The organism is Desulfobaccales bacterium, assembly GCA_041648175.1.
In the GTDB taxonomy this organism is placed as follows: domain Bacteria; phylum Desulfobacterota; class Desulfobaccia; order Desulfobaccales; family 0-14-0-80-60-11; genus 0-14-0-80-60-11.
The window spans coordinates 266,872-284,065 of sequence record JBAZPO010000003.1 but is presented as its reverse complement, the minus strand read 5'-3'; the positions used below and the strand labels follow the sequence as shown (position 1 = coordinate 284,065).

Sequence of the window (17,194 nt, the reverse complement as noted above, 5' to 3'; positions counted from 1 at the left end):
ATTGCTCGACGGCCGCCGGGGTGAAAGCTGGTTGGTGGCACAGGCGTCCCGCCTGTGCTCTGTTCTGTATGCGGTCCCAGGTGTCCGCCTTCCTCATTCCCCCCCTTTTCTAAAGGGGGGTTAGGGGGGATTAAATGGAACCCCGAGCCCAAAATAAAAAAAGAGTCCCATCCCTTCGGATGGAACTCCCTTTACCATCAGGAGTAGCCTCAATTTACTTATCCACCAGGCAGGTCTTCTGGCTCTCGGATCAGCCGGAGAACGTCAGCCTTCCCACCGGAAGTTATTATAAGTCTCCGACAGTGGCCGGCAATTGCCTTAACGTCTTCCGTCCCCGATTACAGCGGCGGGACCGCCCCGGATTCACACCGGGTTCCGGATTGCCTGGGAACTTCTTTTCTTGCAGATAAAATTAACCCGCGGCTTATTCTGTGTCAACTTATTTCCGGTAAATCTCCCTGCGGTGGCCCACCTTCACTACTAATATGACTCCACTCGATTTCTGAATTTCAAAAAAAATGCGGTGGTCTCCAGCGCGAAACCGGTAAAGGCTTTCGTATTCCACCAGTTTGGTCACCCCCTGAAAGCGCGGATTTTCCGTCAATGCCTCGAGGTGTGGCTGGAGTAACTTCTGAACCTGCAGGGGGAGAGTTTTAAATTGTCGCGCGGCCTTGGCTGAAAATTCCAGCCGATAAGATGACCCAGCCATTACAGGCCCAGTTCGGCCTTGAGCCTTTCCCAGGGAATCGGGCGTTCGGGGTCAGCTTTGGCTTCTGCCAAAGCGGCCCGGGCTTCTTCCAAGTCCAAGCGATCTTCCAGTTCTTCGAGAAATCTCATATCTTCCATGGGGACCAGGGCTGCCAATTCCTTGCCCCGGCGGGTAAGGATGATTCTCTCTTTGTCGACTGCGGCCTTGTCAATAATCTGGCCCAATTTTTCTCTGGCTTCCGCAGTAGAAAACTTTACCATGGCATTAGCCCTCTGCTTAATTTTTTAACACGGATTGATATAAGGGAAAAGTTTAATTTATCAGCCGATCGATCATTTGAGGCGGATTTGCCGTGCACCGCACTGCGCCCTCTTCCCCTAAATCACCTTGACAGCCCAGCCTCCTAAAGGTTATTTTTATTCTTTTAAGGGTTTTTCAAGGATAATCGGCCATGATCAAAGCAATTCGCGGCATGCGGGACATCCTGCCGCCGGACACCGTCCGGTGGCAGTGGGTTGAATCCGTAGCTCGCGAGGTCTTCGACCTCTACGGCTACCGCGAGATCCGTCTGCCGCTGCTGGAGCGCACCGAGCTTTTCTCCCGCTCCATCGGGGAAGAAACCGACATCGTGGCCAAGGAAATGTACACCTTCCCGGACCGCAAGGGCGATTCCCTGACGCTCCGTCCCGAAGCCACCGCCTCGGTGCTCCGGGCGGTGCTGGAAAATCGCCTGGAAAAGGACGCCGGGGTCAAGAAGCTTTATACCATGGGGCCGATGTTTCGCTACGAACGGCCTCAAAAAGGCCGCTTCCGCCAGTTTTACCAGATCAACTGCGAGGCCTACGGCGTGGACGCGCCTGAGCTGGACGTGGAAGTCATCCTGCTCCTGCTCCATATCCTCAAGCGCCTGCTCTTAGGCGAGATGCGCCTGCTCATCAATTCCCTGGGCTGCCCCGAATGCCAGGTCAAGTTCAAGGCGGCCCTGGGGCTGTTCTTGATCAACCGGGAAGGCCTCTGCGATGACTGCCTGCGCCGCCGCACCACTAACCCTTTGCGGGTGCTGGACTGCAAGAGCGTTCACTGCCAGGAGATTTTACACAACGCCCCGGTGATCAAAGATTATCTTTGCCCCGACTGCGCCGCCCACTTTGCCCGGGTGCAGGAGTTGCTGGACCGGTTCAACGTGGCCTATGAGGTCCAGCCCAGGCTGGTCCGGGGCCTGGACTACTACACCCGCACCGCCTTTGAAGTGGTGGCCTTAGGGTTGGGGGCCCAGGACGCGGTGGCCGGCGGCGGGCGCTACAACGGCCTGGCCAAGGAATTGGGCGGCCCCGACCTCCCCGCCATCGGCTTTGCCATCGGCCAGGACCGCCTCTTGGAAGTGCTGCCCCAGGATTTGGGCGCCGACCAACAAAATCGCGTCTTTGTCGCGGCCCTGGGAGAGCTCGCCCGGGATCGGGCCTTCACCCTGGTCGAAGAGTTGCGCCGGAAAAACCTGGCCGGGGAAATGGATTTCGATGGCCGGTCGCTGAAGGCCCAGATGACTCTGGCCGATCGCTTAAACGCAACTTACGTGGTCATCCTGGGAGACAAAGAACTGGAAACGGGCGCGGCCCAGGTCCGCCCCATGCGCAAAATTGCCGCCCAAGGCGGCGGCCGGTCCCCGGCCGAGCAGGAGCAAGTCCCCTTTGAGGGCCTGGTCGAATATTTGCTTAAAAAAATCAACTCCGACGCAAGTAATCTTTAAGTAATTCGGCGTGCACGGCACGCCCTATATGACCTTGAAGTCTGGGAAAAGAGGGAACCCAACGTGTTTGATTCGCTCGAAGGGCTAAAACGCACTCATTCCTGCAACGCGCTCACTGCCGCGGACAACGGCGTGGAAGTGGTGCTCATGGGCTGGGTGCAGCGTCGGCGGGACCACGGCGGCCTCATCTTCGTGGACTTGAGGGACCGGGAAGGACTGACCCAGGTGGTCTTTAGTCCTGAGGTCAATCCCGATACCCACATCAAGGCCGGGGTGCTCCGGGATGAGTACGTCATCGCAGTGCGGGGCCTGGTGAACCTCAGGCCCGCGGACATGATCAACCCCAATCTGCTTACCGGAGAGATCGAGGTCCTGGTTGAAGAGTTACGCATCTTAAACTCCTCCAAGACCCCACCCTTCGAGCTGGAAGACTACCGGGTCGACATCTCTGAGGCCCTGCGGCTGAAGTACCGCTACCTGGACCTCAGGCGCCCCAGCGTCATGAAGAACATCCTCTTCCGGCACCGGGCCGCTCAGGTCACCCGCCAGTTTCTCAACGGCCAGGGCTTCATCGAGGTGGAGACCCCGATCCTCACCAAAAGCACCCCGGAGGGAGCCCGGGATTACCTGGTGCCCAGCCGGGTGCAGCCGGGACAGTTCTTCGCCCTGCCCCAGTCGCCCCAGCTCTTCAAGCAGCTTCTGATGATGGCCGGGCTCGACCGCTATTATCAGTTGTGCCGGTGTTTCCGGGATGAAGACTTGCGGGCCGACCGCCAGCCCGAGTTCACCCAGATCGACGTGGAGATGGCCTTCATCACCGAAGCGGACATCATGCACGTGGTGGAAGGGCTCATGGTGGCCCTGTTCCGGGAACTCAAAGGCCTGGACCTGGCGCCGCCCTTTCCCCGCCTGACCTACCAGGAATGCCTGGACCGCTTTGGGCTGGATCGTCCGGACACGCGCTTTGGGCTGGAGCTCAAGGATATCACCGACTTGGTTATGGATTCGGAGTTCCGCCAGTTCCGGGAGGTGGTGGACCAGGGCGGCATCGTCAAGGCCTTAAACGGCCCGGGGCTAAGTAAACTTTCCCGCAAGGACCTGGACGGACTCATCGACCTCGCCGGCGTCTACGGGGCCCGGGGCCTGGCCTGGGTAAAAATCCAGAGTGATGGGGCCTGGCAGTCGCCTCTGTCTAAATTTTTCCCCGCAGGGGCCAGGGCGGCCATCAACGGGCGCCTGGAAGCCCAGGAGGGCGACCTGCTCCTCTTTGTGGCGGACGTCCCACTGGTGGCTTCAACCGCCATGGGTCAGGTGCGGCTCCATCTGGCGGAGAAAGAAAGTCTCATCCCCGAAGATACCTTCAACCTGGTGTGGGTCACCGACTTCCCCATGCTGGAGTACGACAACGAGGCGGGGCGCTTTTCGGCCATGCACCACCCCTTTACGGCCCCCAAGGAAGAAGACCTGGCCCTGCTTGAGACCGACCCGGGGCAGGTCCGCGCCCGGGCCTACGACCTGGTGCTCAACGGCACTGAGATCGGCGGCGGCAGCATCCGCATCAACCGCCGGGATATCCAGCAACAGGTCTTTCAGGCACTGAAAATCGGCGTTGATGAAGCCGAGGAAAAATTTGGCTTTCTTCTGGAGGCCCTGGAATACGGCGCGCCGCCCCACGGAGGCGTGGCCTTCGGCTTCGACCGCCTGGTGGCTATCCTCTGCGGCGCCAAATCCATCCGGGAAGTCATCGCCTTTCCCAAAACCCAGAAAGCCGCCTGCCTGGTGACCAAGGCCCCGTCCCCGGTGGCCCTGGAACAACTGCTGGAGCTAGGTCTGAGAGTAGAAAAATAGCCTGTAGGGGCGGGTTTCAAACCCGCCCCAGGTAAAATTGCAAAATTAAATTAATGGCATCAAGCTGACGGCTGATAGCCGAAAGCTGAAAGCTAATACAAACGGATGGCACATTATGTCTCGCTGGAACAAAGATCGCCGGTTATTGGACCATGAGCACACCACCTTTTGGCACCACAAATTGCAGGAGGTGGAAGAGCCCAACCTGATGCGGAACATCTTCCCGTATACCGAAGTAGCCCGCATCGACTTCGATTACAAATTCGTCGTGCCCGCGCCCCCGAAACAGATGTTGCTCACCGACACCACCTTCCGGGATGGGCAGCAGGCCCGGCCTCCCTACACGGTGCGCCAGATCGTCGATATCTTCGACCTGCTCCACCGCTTGTCGGGCCCCAAGGGCATCGTGCGCCAGAGCGAGTTTTTCCTCTACAGCGCCAAAGACAAAGAGGCCGTGCAGAAATGCCGGGAGCGGGGCTACGAGTTCCCCGAGATCACCGGCTGGATTCGGGCCAACGCCTCGGACCTGGCCCTGGTCCAGGAGATGGGTTTGATCGAGACCGGCATCCTCACCTCGGTGTCCGATTACCACATCTTCCTGAAGCTCAAATGGGACCGGAAAAAGGCCATGGAGGACTACCTGGCCATCGTCAAAGCCGCCCTGGATATGGGTATTAAGCCTCGGTGCCACATGGAAGATGTTACCCGGGCCGACATCTATGGTTTCTGCGTGCCCTTTGCCATCGAATTGATGAAACTCCGGCAAGAGTCCGGCATCGATATCAAGCTCCGCCTCTGCGACACCATGGGCTACGGCGTGCCTTACAGCGGCGCCGCTTTGCCCCGGAGCGTGTCCCGGCTGGTGCGGGCCATGATTGAAGACGCAGGGGTGCCGGGCCATCTCCTGGAGTGGCATGGCCACAACGACTTCCACAAAGTCCTGGTCAACAGCGTCACCGCCTGGCTCTACGGCTGCGGCGCGGTGAACGGCGCCCTGCTGGGGTTCGGCGAACGCACCGGCAACGCCCCCATCGAGGGCATGCTCATGGAGTATATCTCTCTGAGGGGCACCACCGACGGTATTGAAACCACCGTGATCTCGGAAATCGCCGAGTATTTCGAGCGGGAGCTGCATTATCCCATTCCGGCAAGTTATCCCTTTGTGGGGAAAAATTTCAACAACACCAGTGCCGGGATCCATGCCGACGGGCTCCTCAAAAACGAAGAAATCTACAATGCCTTCGACACCGGCAAGATCCTGAACCGTCCCATCCGGATCACCATTACCGACAAATCCGGTAAGGCCGGCATCGTCCACTGGCTCAACACCCGGCTCAAGCTGGAAGGAGAACGGGCGGTAGACAAGAACCACCCCGGAGTGGCCAAGATCTTTAAGAAGATCATGGAAATGTATGAATTCGGCCGCTGCACTTCCATCTCCGACGATGAGATGGAGAATATGGCCCGCCGCTACCTCTCCGAGCTTTTTGTCTCCGAGTTCGACGAACTCAAACAAAAGACTTACAAGCTGGCGGCCCACCTGGCGGCCGATCTGGCGGTGTCCGACGACATCCGGTCCATGGACCCGGCCCGCATGGAGCCCATCCTCCAGAAGGCCCTGGACAATTTCCCCTTCATTCAGTTCATGTACGTGGTCAACCTGGACGGTCGCAAGATTACCAAAAATATCACCCACATCGTCGACCGGGCCAAGTACGCCGAAATGAAGCTGGACGAGGATCTATCCAACCGCTCTTGGTTTATTGAACCCATCAAGACCGGCAAAAGCTTCGTCTCGGACTTCTATACTTCCCGGTTTACCGGCGCCCTGTGCATCACTGTGAGCGTGCCGGTGCGCAACGACAATGATGAAATCCAGGGCATCCTGGGCATGGACATCCGCTTCGAGGCCTTGGCCAAAATGGAGCAAGAAGGCGAGATTTAGAAACCGTTTTTGGTTTTTCGTTTTTGGTTTTTGGTATAAATAATTAGGGCGCCGTTGTTGGGCGCCCTTTGTCCCTCTGAAGATACTGCCTGACAGCCGCCATGCCACATTTGGTTTGTCAGAAAATTTATGACAAGAGATTCAGGAAATCTCTGATATTCGAGAGTTCGGGCATCCGGTATGTTAATCTGGGATGGGTGTCTAGAACCATTAATAGCATTTCCCTTTTAAGAAATTTGACTATAAGGTAAGGTTTCACCGCTTAATTCCGCGGTTACTTGCAAGTGAAACAGATAGCAACTTGCTGAAGTTAATAGTATTTTTAACCAAAAACGAAAAACCAAAAACCAAAAACGGTTTTTTCAGGGAGGACAGTGCATGTCTGATAAAGAACAGTTGGAACGCATTAAAGAAGCCAAGGCCAAGTATGATGAAAAGGTGGCCAAGGCGCTGCAGAAAATGCCGGAACGCAAAGCGGATTTTCTCAACACTTCGGGCATCCCCGTGGGTAGGGTTTATACTCCCCTGGATATGGCAGAGTTCGATTATCTGAAGCAATTGGGTCTGCCCGGCCAGTACCCTTACACCCGCGCAGTGCAGCCTACCGCTTATCGCGGCCGCTTCTGGACCATGCGCCAGTATGCCGGGTTTGCCACCGCCGAGGAAACCAACGAACGCTACCACTTCCTCTTGAAATCCGGTCAGACCGGGCTGTCGGTGGCCTTCGATCTCCCCACCCAGATCGGCTATGATTCCGATCACGCTCTGGCCCAGGGCGAAGTGGGCAAGGTCGGGGTTTGTATCGACTCCTTGTGGGACATGGAGCGCCTCTTCCAGGGCATCCCTCTGGACCAGGTGTCAACCTCCATGACCATCAATTCCCCTTGCGCCGTCATTATGGCCATGTACCTGGCCGTGGCGGAAAAGCAAGGTGTCCCTTTCAATAAACTGCGGGGCACCGTGCAAAACGATATCTTGAAGGAATACCCGGCCCGGGGCACCTATATCTTTGCCCCCCGGCCTTCCATGCGCCTCATCACCGATATCTTCGCCTACTGCACCCAGGAAGTGCCCCAGTGGAACACCATCAGCATCAGCGGTTACCACATCCGGGAGGCCGGCTCCACTGCGGTTCAGGAAATCGCCTTCACTCTGGCCAACGGCATCGCTTACGTCGAGGCCGCCATTGCCGCGGGCATGAAGGTGGATGAGTTCGGGCCCCGGCTCTCTTTCTTCTTCAACGCCCATTCCGACTTCCTGGAGGAGGTGGCCAAATACCGGGCCGCCCGCCGCTTGTGGGCCAAGATCATGAAGGAGCGCTTCAACGCCGCCGACCCCCGCTCCCTGATGCTCCGCTTCCATACCCAGACCGCCGGCTGCTCCCTCACCGCCCAGCAGCCCCTCAACAACATCATGCGGGTGGCCTTCCAGGCCATGAGCGCCGTGTTGGGCGGCACCCAGTCCCTGCACACCAACTCCTTTGACGAGGCCCTGGCCTTGCCCTCTGAGCTGGCGGTCCAGGTGGCCCTGCGCACCCAGCAGGTGGTGGCCTACGAGACCAACGTCTGCGATACTATCGATCCGCTGGCGGGCTCTTATTATCTGGAAAACCTCACTGATGCCGTGGAGGCCCGGGCCCAGGAATACATCGACCAGATCGACCGCATGGGCGGCGCGGTCGCGGCCATCGAAAAAGGCTTCATCCAGAGAGAGATTGCGGCCAGCGCCTATAAATTCCAGCGGGAGATCGAAAAGAGCGAGCGCATCGTCGTGGGCCTGAACCGCTTCCAAACCCACGAAGAAAAACAAACGGGCCTCCTCAAGGTCGACCCGGAAGTCGGCGCAAAACAGATAGCTCGCCTCCAGGAACTGAAAAACACCCGGGACAACGCCGCCGTCGCGACAGCCCTGGCCGAGCTCAAGACTGCGGCCCAAGGCACCGACGCACTCATGCCGCCCATCCTCAACGCGGTCAGGAACCTGGCCACCCTGGGCGAAGTCTGCGACACCTTGCGAGGCGTCTTCGGCGAATACGAAGCCCCGGCGCTGCTGTGAAAGAGCTTTCAGCGGTCAGCTTTCAGCTTTCAGCAAAGGCACGGAAGCGGTGAAGCGGGGAAGACTATCTATTTAATGAGAGCGTTAAAGAGATTCAGCTTTGTCCCCTCTCCCCCGGTGGGGGAGAGGGTTAGGGTGAGGGGGAAGTAATTTGATGGCACGGCGTCTCGCCTGGGCTCGAAAAATCTGGTTGTGAGGTTCAGGTTGGTAGGGCGGGCGTCCCCGCCCGCCCCTATAAAATGTGGGGCAGGCATTGCCCGCCGTATGGTGTGGGTAAACTCGTCATTCTGAGCGTAGCGAAGAATCTCTATCCACTGCGCCTTGCATAACTTGCATAAGGAGAAAGACAATGCCGGAAGAAAGAAAAATCAGGGTCTTGGCCGCCAAGCCCGGATTGGACGGACATGATCGCGGCATCAAGGTCATCTGTGCGGCCTTGCGGGATGCCGGCATGGAAGTAATATACACCGGCCTCAGGCAGACCCCGGAGCAGATCGTCGCAGCAGCCCTCCAGGAAGATGCGGACGTCATCGCCATGAGCGTGCTCTCCGGGGCCCACAATTACCTGTTCCCTAAGGTTTTGGACCTGGTGAAGGAAAAGGGCATCAGCGATGTCCTGGTCATGGGCGGCGGCATCATCCCCGATGAAGACATTCCGCCCTTGAAAACCGCCGGCATCGCTGCCATCTTCGGCCCCGGCACCGACACCGGCGATATCATCGGCTTCATCAAAGAACACGTCCGCCAGCGCTAAGCAGGACAAAAACTGAAGGGTGCGCCCGCCGCACCCTTATTATTGGTAGTCGCAGGCTTTAGCCTGCGCCGTTTGATTCGGTTTAAGCATAGAGGGCACAGGCATCCGGCCTGCGTTCATCAGTATTTTGTAGGGGCGGACCTGTGTGTCCGCCCTTTTTAGTGGTAAAGTTCTACTATCCTCCCCCATAATTTTCCCTCATCAGAAACGCTCTCTTCTTCTTGCCAGGACATTAAACTAGTTCCTTTGAATATGTTCACCATAATTGTAATTGTGGGCTTTTTATCAATTAACCAACAATTCTTGCCGCGATTCTCCTCGTATAACATCTGAAAGTTATTAACCTCTTATTGTTCTTTGATAGTTGTTCAAAGTTAGGCTGCGATCTTATACAAGTCAACGTTGCTTCGCTTGACTTGAACAGGAAGTTGGTTCAAGGGGAAGACAGGCGAGAAAGACAACTATTCAGAATTGTTATGGTTTTATGATGTGATTTATCCCCAGTCCTATAAACGGGAAAACCCGGAATGGCGGAAGCAGTTAAGGAATACAATTTGCAATGATATTTAATCAACCCCCCTGAGGTTCGATGAGCAAGGAGTTCGAGGGGCAATGGCAAGCTTTATGCACATATTCTATCCTGAGAAGGCATGGTGGACCGATTGAAAGAATCTTTGAACATTACGTTTCGATTCCTTGACATTCTTACCTTGTTTGCCGGAGTCCAAGACCAATCCATGGCCTTTGACTGTGACCTCCCCCGGCTGGCATTAACCAGCCTTTCCTGATTGGTGAGCTAGATGCTCAAACTTCTGGGCGTGCCCCTTTCTATATGGCCTCTCACTTTATTGACCGGTGACCTGGTCATGTTTGGCCTGTCAGTGCCTATCGGCTATTGCTTGAGCCGCAGGACCCTCGAGATCCCCTGGTTTTTCTTGGATGTATTTATAACTCCCTTAATCCTGATGGGGTTGACCTATGCCTTAGTGCTCTACGTGGCCAATCTGTATGATCATTACCTTGATTTTCGGCGGCTTGAAAATATCAGCACGATCATTTTGTCGTCTCTCATAGGCACCCTGTTAGTGGTGATCATGTTCACGTTGCCCCCACGTCATGTGCTTGGCCGTGGCTTTGTCGAATGGCAGGGGGTGATCTTCGTTTGGCTTTTGGTTTTGTGGCGCTTCTCCTTTTCGGCTATCGCTCTCCCAATGCGCCTGCAAAGAAAGGTTTTGATTATCGGCGCCGGCAAGGCTGGGCAAGAAATCCACACAATTATCAAGGGTCGCACGAATAGCGGTTTGGTAGTTGCGGGGTTTCTGGATGATAACCCGCAAAAAATAGGTCTCAGCATTGATGGCACCCCTGTCCTGGGAAACTGCAGCCAATTAGGCGAGGTGATTACCTCCCATAGGATTGGCATGCTGGTGATGGCCATAACTCATAGCAACCCTACAGGCTTGTTAAACAACCTGGTCCGTTTCTCACTTATGGGGGTCCAGTTAATTGACATGCCCAGCCTCTACGAGTTTTTGGCAGGGAAGATCCCCACCAGTCACATTTCGGATGTATGGCTTCTGATCCACAGCTTGAACAGTAATAAAGTCTACTATCGCCACTTCAAAAGGATCACGGACTTGGTCTTGGCCTCATTGGGATTGGCCCTGACCTGGCCCCTTTGGGTCCTCATTGCCCTGGCCGTGAAACTGGATAGCACTGGGCCGGTCTTTTTCGGCCAGGAACGCTTGGGAAAAGACGGCAAACCTTTCCGTATCTTAAAGTTCCGCACGATGGTCAATGATGCCGAGAAGTGTGGACCGCAGTTTGCTTGCCACCGCGACCCGCGCATTACCCGGGTGGGGCGTTTGTTGCGTCTGACCCGGTTGGATGAACTTCCTCAACTCTACAATATCTTGAAAGGCGATATGAGCTTTATCGGCCCCCGCCCCGAACGCGAAGTGTTTATCCGGGAATTCCAGCAGGCGGTCCCGGAGTTGCGGGAGGGACGCCGTGCTTCCGACCCTCACGCCTGCCAGGTGCTCTGCGGTTATAAAGAGCGAATCCCCTACTACAGTTATCGGCTCCTGGTAAAACCAGGCATAACTGGCTGGGCCCAGGTTATGCACTCTTATGCCGCAACCCTGGAAGAGACCAAAGAAAAGCTGCAATACGATCTCTACTATATTAAGAACATGAGCTTGTTATTGGATCTGGCGATCCTACTCAAGACTATCCGCATCGTGCTTTTTGGTTCGGGCCGATAAGGTCCCGATCGCAACTATACCAAGTGAGGTAATGACTATGGATTATAAAGAAGCCTATCGGGGAAAGACTATTTTGGTTACCGGCGGGGCCGGGGCCATCGGCAGCAATTTAACTCGGGCTTTGGGGGAGCTGGGCGCCAAATCGGTAGTGGTGGTGGATGACCTGTCATCTGCATCCCGCTGGAACGTGCCGGCCCTGCCGAACGTCTTGTTTGTGGAAGGCAGCATCCTGGACGAAGTTGAACTCAAGCGGGTTTTCTTTGAAGGGCCGGATGTGGTCTTTCACCTGGCCGCGTTGTTCGCCAACCAGAATTCCATCGACCATCCTGAAACCGACCTGCTGGTCAATGGCCTGGGCACTTTAAAACTCTTGCAATATGCCCATCTTGCCGGAGTCAAACGTTTTGTTTACGCCTCCTCCGGCTGTTCGATCTATGGGAGCAGCGCCCCTCTGCCCCTTACTGAAGAGTTTATGTCCCTGCATCTGAGCTCTCCTTATCAGATTACCAAGATGGTCGGAGAACTTTACTGCAACTTTTTCCAACACCATTACGGTGTGCCGGAAGTCAAGGCCAGGTTTTTTAACTCGTACGGCCCCGGCGAAGTACCTGGGCAATACCGCAACGTGATTCCCAACTTCATCTATCTGGCCATGCAGGGGCTGCCGCTGCCCATCACCGGGACCGGAGAAGAGACCCGGGACTTTACCTTTGTGGGCGATATCGTGGACGGGCTCCTGCGGGCCGGCTACTTTGACGCCGCGGTGGGCCAGGAATTCAATCTGGCCTCAGGCTATGAGACCCGCATAATCGACCTGGCCGAGATGATTAACAGCCAGGTGGGCAACAAAGCCGGCATCACTTTCACTGCCCGGCGCAAATGGGATACCAAGCCCCGGTTGTTAGCCTCAGTGGACCGGGCCAAGAGCCTGATCGGCTACCAACCCAATACCCCGTTTGATGCAGGCCTGAAGCACACCATTGCCTGGTTTCAAGACAATTGGGACCTGATTGCCGCGGCGGCCCGGTTTGGCCCCGGCATGTCCTCGGCAAACCGCCAAATTGTGTCCAAGGGCTAAAGGTCGCAAATATCGCCGTGAAAAAAATCCTCCTCATTTTCGGCACCCGGCCTGAGGCCATCAAGATGGCCCCGGTGTACTTGCGCTTAAAGGCCGCGGCCTCTTTTCAGGTTAAAGTCGCGGTGACGGCCCAACACCGGCACATGTTGGACCAGGTTTTGGATATCTTTGGGATTCAGCCGGACTTTGATCTGGATATCATGTCGCCCGACCAGGACCTGTTTGACATCACCAGCCGGGCCTTGATTGGCTTAAAAGAGGTCCTGCGCCGGGAACAACCGGACCTGGTGCTGGTCCACGGTGATACCACCACCACCTTTGTGGCGGCCCTGGCGGCCTTCTACCTGAAAATACCCGTGGGGCATGTGGAGGCTGGTCTCCGCACCAAGGATAAGCACCGGCCTTTTCCGGAAGAAATCAACCGGCAATTGGCGGGGGTTTTGACCGACTACCACTTTGCCCCCACCCCCTGGGCCCGTGACAACCTCCTGGCCGAAGGCGTAGCTCCGGAGCGCATCTGGGTCACCGGCAATACCGTCATCGATGCCCTCAAGATTATTGCCGGCCGGGTTGACCAACAAAAAGAGACTTGGGCAGGGTATTTTGCCCGGGAGTTTCAGTTGTCGCTCAATGGTAAACGCCTGATCCTGGTCACCGGCCATCGCCGGGAAAATTTTGGGCCCGGGTTCGAAAGCATTTGCTGGGCCTTGCGGGATGTGGTGGAGTCCTTTGCCGATGCCGTGGTGGTTTATCCGGTGCACCTCAATCCCAATGTGCAGCGCCCGGTAAAGCAGATCCTGGCCCCGGTCAGTGGGGCTGCCGGGGAAGGGCCGGGTGGCCGCCTCTTCCTGTTACCCCCCTTGGATTATGCCCCCTTCGTGTATCTGCTCAGTCAAAGCTATGTGGTCTTAACCGATTCCGGCGGCATCCAGGAAGAGGCTCCCGCCCTGGGGAAGCCGGTGCTGGTCATGAGAGACGTTACCGAGCGCCCCGAGGGGGTCTGGGCCAAAACAGTTAAACTGGTAGGCACGGATAGAGCCACGATTTTTCATGAAATTAAAGAACTTATGGAGGTCCCGGTCAGCTATCAAACCATGGCCCAGGCCCGCAACCCCTATGGCGACGGCCAGGCGGCCCAACGCATCGAAGAGATCATCGGGGGTCTGATTGGTTGAACGCGAGTCCTGCCGGAGATGAGGTGCGTTAGACTTCCCCCGCCCAGGGGCTGCGGAGAAACCAATCATACGTCTTTTGCAGGCCCTCTTTGAGGGGTGTTTGGGCCTGCCAGCCCAAGGCGGTAAGTCTACTGACGTCCAAAAGTTTCTGCGGGGTGCCATCAGGGTAGCTTAAGTCCTGCACAATCCGCCCTTGATAGCCGACGACCTCTCCCACCAGCCGGGCTAACTCCAGGATCTGCAGATCTTGCCCTACCCCGATATTAATAATTTCCCCCTCCTGATAGCGTTCCATCAAGAAAAGACAGGCGTCGGCCAGGTCATGCACGTAAAGAAATTCCCGCCGGGGAGCCCCGGTGCCCCAGACCTTCACTTCCGGCGCCCCGCCCACCTTGCCCTGGTGAAACTTTCGGATGAGCGCAGGAATGACATGGGAGTCCAGCAGGTCAAAATTGTCCCCGGGGCCATAGAGATTGGTGGGCATCACCGAGATAAAGCAGGTGCCGTACTGCCGGTTATAGGCCTGGCAGAGCTTGATGCCGGCGATTTTCGCCACCGCGTAGGGTTCATTGGTGGGTTCCAGCTTGCCGTCCAGGAGAGATTCTTCGTGCATGGGCTGGGGACAAAGCTTGGGGTAGATACAGGAACTGCCCAGGAACAAGAGCTTCTTGACCTCGTGCCGGTAGGCCTGGTGCACAAGGTTGGTCTCAATCATCAGGTTGTCGTAAATAAACTCCGCCGGAAAAGTGGAGTTGGCCCTGATCCCCCCCACCCGGGCGGCCGCCAAAAAAACATACTCCGGGCGTTCCTGGTCGAAAAACGCGGCCACTGCGGCCTGGTCCCGCAGGTCCAGTTCCTGTAAGCTGCGTCCCACCAGATTACGAAACCCGGCAGCCTGCAGGCGCTGCCAGATGGCGCCGCCCACCAGGCCCTGATGCCCGGCTACATAGATTTTGGCGTCCAATTCCATTATATTGTTCCTTGAATCCCCGGCTAGCGAGGAGCACTACCGCGGCCTAAAGGATCGAGGTGATTTTCCTGCCGCAGGCGCTCAATCACATCCTGACACTGACGCATATCCATCAGAGCTTGGAGATCGGCGTCCACCATGATGCGCACCAACTCTTGAAAACTGACCCGGGGCTGCCAGCCCAGGATTTTCTTGGCCTTGCCGGCATCTCCCCATAAGAAGTCCACTTCCGTGGGCCGGAAGTACTTGGGGTCGATCTCGACATAGTCCCGCCAGTCCAGGTTGACATGGGCGAAGGCTCCTTCCAAAAACTCCCGGACCGAATGGGCCTCGCCGGTGGCAATCACAAAATCTTCCGGGGTGTCCTGCTGCAGCATGAGCCACATGGCTTCTACGAAGTCCGGCGCATAACCCCAATCCCGCTTGGCGTCCAGGTTGCCCAGGTAAAGTTTTTTCTGCAAGCCAAACTTGATCCGGGCCACAGCCCGAGTGATCTTGCGGGTCACAAACGTCTCGCCTCGCCGGGGCGATTCATGGTTGAAGAGGATGCCGTTGGTGGCAAACAGGCCGTAAGCTTCCCGATAGTTCCGCACCATCCAGTAGCCATAAAGCTTGGCCGCGGCGTACGGGCTCCGGGGGCGCAAGGGCGTCGCTTCGTTCTGGGGCGCCGGGGAGTCGCCGAACAGTTCACTGGACGAGGCCTGGTAAAACCGCGTCTTGATGCCGCTGCGGCGAATAGCCTCCAGGAGCCGGGTGACCCCCAGGCCCGTCACATCCCCGGTGTATTCGGGCATGTCAAAGCTCACCCGCACGTGGCTCTGGGCGGCCAGGTGGTAGATCTCCTCAGGTTGCAGATTATAGATCAAATGGCTGAGTTGCCCGGAGTCGCTCAGATCCCCATAATGGAGAAAAAACCGGGCTCCCGTTTCATGCGGGTCCACATAGAGATGGTCAATGCGCCGGGTGTTAAAGGTGCTGGACCGCCGCACCAGGCCGTGCACTTCATAACCCTTGGACAAAAGCAACTCTGCCAGATAGCTGCCATCCTGCCCGGTTATCCCCGTCACCAGGGCCTTTTTTCCCTGCCCCATTATTTCAACCTCTTCTTCCTTAAATTTCTCGCCTCATCATAGTCCGCGGCATTATCCAACGCAATCTCTGCCCGCCGGTTTTCTTTTCAGGCTTTGTCGGGGTGCCAATAATCATCTTCCAGGCGCATGATATCGTCCTCTTCCAGGTAATCCCCCGTCTGCACCTCGACAATCTGCAAGGGCTCGATGGTGGGATTTTCCAGCCGATGCGGAGTCTTTTGAGGAATATACACACTCTGATTACTGGACACCAACCTGAGTTCCTGCCCTAGGGTGACCTGGGCCGTCCCGTCAACCACCACCCAGTGTTCCGCCCGGCGCTGATGCACCTGGAGACTGAGTTTTTTACCCGCATCCACCACGATCCGCTTAACTTTAAAACCTGGGCCTTCGTCGGTGACCGTATAGCGGCCCCAAGGACGCTCCACCGTGGTGTGGTGCACCGACTCCACCAGTTGCTGCCGGTGCAGCTCCGTCACCAGCTCTTTGACTTCCTGGGCCCGATCCCGGTGGCAGACCAGGGTGGCATCCGGGGTGTCCACCACGATGGTGTTGGTTAAGCCGATGGTGGCCACCAGCCGGTTTTGCGCCCAAAAAACGCACTGTTGGCTATCCTGGTCCAGGACCCGGCCTTCCCTGACGTTCCCGCGCTCATCTTTGGGGAAGAGTTCGTGCAGGGCTTCCCAGGTCCCCACATCGTTCCAGCCCATCTCCACTGGCACCACCACTACGTTGTCAGCTTTCTCCATAATGCCGTGATCAAAAGAGATGCTGGGGAGGCGCGGGTAGATTTCTTCCAGAGAGGCCAGGTTCTCCGGATTCCGTAACCGGACCAGTTCACGGTACAGGTCCGGCAAATACCGGGAATAGGCTTCTAAGACGACATCCGGGCGAAACAGAAAGATACCGCTATTCCAGAGGTATCTCCCATCGGCCAGAAACTCCTGAGCCTGAGCTAGAGGGGGCTTCTCGATAAAGCGGTCGACCCGGGAGGCCCGCCCCTGGTCATCTAACGGCGCCCCTTGCTTGATGTAGCCGTAGCCCGTCTCTGCACGGGTTGGGGGAATGCCGAACGTTACCAGGTAGCCGGCCTGAGCCCAGCCGGCTCCCAGATCCAAACCCTTAAGCAGGCTGGCCTGGTCCCGGATGAAATGATCGGCCGGGAACACGGCCATAACCCCGTCTTCAGCCTCATCCGCCAGGGAAACCGCGGCCAGCGCCACCGCGGCAGCGGTATTGCGGCCCTCGGGTTCAATCCAAATCCGCACCTCATCCCAGCCCTTACGCTGCAATTCCTGGTGAATGAGCCCGGCCTGGGAGGCATTGGTCACCACCGCCAGCCGCGCAGCCGGAATCCGCGGGATCAGGCGCTCAACGGTAGATTGCAGCATGGATTCGGAGCCCAACAGGCGCAGCACCTGCTTGGGATACTGCGACCGGCTCAAGGGCCAAAAGCGCGTCCCCCAGCCCCCGGCCAGGATCACTCCGTAGATGGGAATGTTTGAGGCATTCATGGTAGTTTCCTTTTTTGAAAAGGGCACATTAAAACATCATAGCT

The 17,194-nt window shown here is 56.9% G+C and carries 12 protein-coding genes and 1 riboswitch; of the genes, 8 read left to right on the top strand and 4 right to left on the bottom strand.

What is annotated here, in order from left to right:
- Positions 1–210: 210 nt before the first annotated feature.
- A riboswitch (cobalamin riboswitch) is annotated at positions 211–403 on the bottom strand.
- A gap of 305 nt (positions 404–708) precedes the next feature.
- A complete protein-coding gene (locus tag WC600_04735; protein ID MFA4902034.1) occupies positions 709–969 on the bottom strand; it encodes a type II toxin-antitoxin system Phd/YefM family antitoxin in 261 nt (86 codons plus the stop codon).
- A gap of 191 nt (positions 970–1,160) precedes the next feature.
- Between WC600_04735 and hisS the strand changes: the two genes are divergently transcribed.
- The 8 genes from hisS (at position 1,161) to wecB (ending at position 13,575) form a co-directional block, all read left to right on the top strand.
- Positions 1,161–2,456 carry a histidine--tRNA ligase gene (gene hisS / locus WC600_04730; protein MFA4902033.1) on the top strand — a complete coding sequence of 432 codons (1,296 nt, stop codon included), beginning with the start codon at positions 1,161–1,163 and terminating at the stop codon, positions 2,454–2,456.
- Between the two features lie 63 nt (positions 2,457–2,519).
- A complete protein-coding gene (gene aspS / locus WC600_04725) occupies positions 2,520–4,304 on the top strand; it encodes an aspartate--tRNA ligase (GenBank protein ID MFA4902032.1) in 1,785 nt (594 codons plus the stop codon).
- A 115-nt stretch (positions 4,305–4,419) separates the two neighbouring features.
- Positions 4,420–6,249 carry a cache domain-containing protein gene (locus tag WC600_04720; GenBank protein ID MFA4902031.1) on the top strand — a complete coding sequence of 610 codons (1,830 nt, stop codon included), beginning with the start codon at positions 4,420–4,422 and terminating at the stop codon, positions 6,247–6,249.
- Positions 6,250–6,627: 378 nt separating this feature from the next.
- Positions 6,628–8,304, top strand: coding sequence for a methylmalonyl-CoA mutase family protein (locus WC600_04715; GenBank protein MFA4902030.1), 1,677 nt, complete (start codon positions 6,628–6,630; stop codon positions 8,302–8,304).
- Between the two features lie 349 nt (positions 8,305–8,653).
- Positions 8,654–9,058: a cobalamin B12-binding domain-containing protein gene (locus WC600_04710; protein MFA4902029.1), complete on the top strand. Its 405-nt coding sequence runs from the start codon at positions 8,654–8,656 to the stop codon at positions 9,056–9,058.
- 866 nt (positions 9,059–9,924) lie between these two features.
- On the top strand, positions 9,925–11,322 hold the full coding sequence (locus tag WC600_04705; protein ID MFA4902028.1) for a sugar transferase: 1,398 nt from the start codon (positions 9,925–9,927) through the stop codon (positions 11,320–11,322).
- A 37-nt stretch (positions 11,323–11,359) separates the two neighbouring features.
- A complete protein-coding gene (locus WC600_04700) occupies positions 11,360–12,400 on the top strand; it encodes an NAD-dependent epimerase/dehydratase family protein (protein MFA4902027.1) in 1,041 nt (346 codons plus the stop codon).
- A gap of 17 nt (positions 12,401–12,417) precedes the next feature.
- Positions 12,418–13,575, top strand: coding sequence for a UDP-N-acetylglucosamine 2-epimerase (non-hydrolyzing) (gene wecB / locus WC600_04695; GenBank protein MFA4902026.1), 1,158 nt, complete (start codon positions 12,418–12,420; stop codon positions 13,573–13,575).
- A gap of 28 nt (positions 13,576–13,603) precedes the next feature.
- Here the strand turns inward: wecB and WC600_04690 are convergent, their stop codons facing one another.
- The 3 genes from WC600_04690 to WC600_04680 form a co-directional block, all read right to left on the bottom strand.
- A complete protein-coding gene (locus WC600_04690) occupies positions 13,604–14,545 on the bottom strand; it encodes a GDP-L-fucose synthase (GenBank protein ID MFA4902025.1) in 942 nt (313 codons plus the stop codon).
- Positions 14,546–14,568: 23 nt separating this feature from the next.
- On the bottom strand, positions 14,569–15,636 hold the full coding sequence (gene gmd / locus WC600_04685) for a GDP-mannose 4,6-dehydratase (GenBank protein ID MFA4902024.1): 1,068 nt from the start codon (positions 15,634–15,636) through the stop codon (positions 14,569–14,571).
- A gap of 86 nt (positions 15,637–15,722) precedes the next feature.
- Positions 15,723–17,150, bottom strand: a complete 1,428-nt coding sequence (locus WC600_04680) for a mannose-1-phosphate guanylyltransferase/mannose-6-phosphate isomerase (protein MFA4902023.1) — start codon at positions 17,148–17,150, stop codon at positions 15,723–15,725.
- Positions 17,151–17,194 lie beyond the last annotated feature (44 nt).

Coding starts and splice junctions, on each gene's coding strand:
- WC600_04735 (MFA4902034.1), bottom strand. CDS start 969: ATGGTAAAGTTTTCTACTGCGGAAGCCAGAGAAAAATTGGGCCAGATT.
- hisS (MFA4902033.1), top strand. CDS start 1,161: ATGATCAAAGCAATTCGCGGCATGCGGGACATCCTGCCGCCGGACACC.
- WC600_04720 (MFA4902031.1), top strand. CDS start 4,420: ATGTCTCGCTGGAACAAAGATCGCCGGTTATTGGACCATGAGCACACC.
- WC600_04715 (MFA4902030.1), top strand. CDS start 6,628: ATGTCTGATAAAGAACAGTTGGAACGCATTAAAGAAGCCAAGGCCAAG.
- WC600_04710 (MFA4902029.1), top strand. CDS start 8,654: ATGCCGGAAGAAAGAAAAATCAGGGTCTTGGCCGCCAAGCCCGGATTG.
- WC600_04705 (MFA4902028.1), top strand. CDS start 9,925: ATGTTTGGCCTGTCAGTGCCTATCGGCTATTGCTTGAGCCGCAGGACC.
- WC600_04700 (MFA4902027.1), top strand. CDS start 11,360: ATGGATTATAAAGAAGCCTATCGGGGAAAGACTATTTTGGTTACCGGC.
- WC600_04690 (MFA4902025.1), bottom strand. CDS start 14,545: ATGGAATTGGACGCCAAAATCTATGTAGCCGGGCATCAGGGCCTGGTG.
- gmd (MFA4902024.1), bottom strand. CDS start 15,636: ATGGGGCAGGGAAAAAAGGCCCTGGTGACGGGGATAACCGGGCAGGAT.
- WC600_04680 (MFA4902023.1), bottom strand. CDS start 17,150: ATGAATGCCTCAAACATTCCCATCTACGGAGTGATCCTGGCCGGGGGC.